This window comes from Alistipes sp. DJF_B185, from assembly GCF_964250025.1.
Classification (GTDB): domain Bacteria; phylum Bacteroidota; class Bacteroidia; order Bacteroidales; family Rikenellaceae; genus Alistipes; species Alistipes finegoldii.
The window spans coordinates 1-684 of record NZ_CAXUDY010000091.1 but is presented as its reverse complement, the minus strand read 5'-3'; the positions used below and the strand labels follow the sequence as shown (position 1 = coordinate 684).

Below are 684 nucleotides of genomic sequence, written 5' to 3'. Positions count from 1 at the left end.
TACGTATCGTATTCCTTTTGATATTCCTCCTTGTAATGGGTTCCGCCGTCGGGATCGTCGGGGTCATCGGCTTCGACAAATGTTTCGAAAGGTGTATCGTGCGTACTCAGCAGTCGTCCGACGGCCAGATCGCAGGCAATTTCCATAATCGATGCGTTGATCGCGTCCTTATGGTTACGGTAATATTCGTTTAAATTCATGTTTTAGTTGATTATAATGTTCTTGGTTTGAGTTATTCCGGTCGATATCGGAAGGTTGTCCGTGATACGGGTTCCGTCTGCGGCTGAGTAAATCATAACCGTAGGATCTCCGTTATTGTTTTCTATGTCCAGTGGATATTCCGTTCCGGGAATTTGATAAGCAGCATCTTCCTGATAGGTCGGATCGTTTGACAGTTCGTCGAGTTGACCGTCTGCACACAGTTCCTTGATCTTCTGGACTGCCGTTTCGAGATTCTCGGCTTCAATACTGAAATACCGGCAATCTATGACAGTAATTTTTTGATTCCGATAAAATTCATAGCGTTTCATTACACGATTATTTGAGGTTAATACTTCGATACTTCCAGTCCTTTTTTCGTCATACTCATCGAGAAACCCGCCTCATAGAGCTGTTTCAGTACCGAAGCGTTGCTCTCATGGATAAGAAGCGGATAGACTTGGGAGTAGTTGTCGGCGATCGGTG

The 684-nt window shown here is 44.7% G+C and carries 2 protein-coding genes; both read right to left on the bottom strand.

Features of this window, described 5'->3' with window-relative positions:
- Positions 1 to 200 (bottom strand): hypothetical protein (locus ACESTR_RS16345; RefSeq protein ID WP_130064132.1); only part of this gene is annotated, 200 nt, incomplete at its 3' end.
- A gap of 3 nt (positions 201 to 203) precedes the next feature.
- Positions 204 to 530, bottom strand: coding sequence for a hypothetical protein (locus ACESTR_RS16340; RefSeq protein WP_302961461.1), 327 nt, complete (start codon positions 528 to 530; stop codon positions 204 to 206).
- Positions 531 to 684: the final 154 nt, after the last annotated feature.

Bases quoted from the DNA above. Each gene is read 5' to 3' on its own strand.
- ACESTR_RS16340 (WP_302961461.1), bottom strand. From the start codon at position 530: ATGAAACGCTATGAATTTTATCGGAATCAAAAAATTACTGTCATAGAT.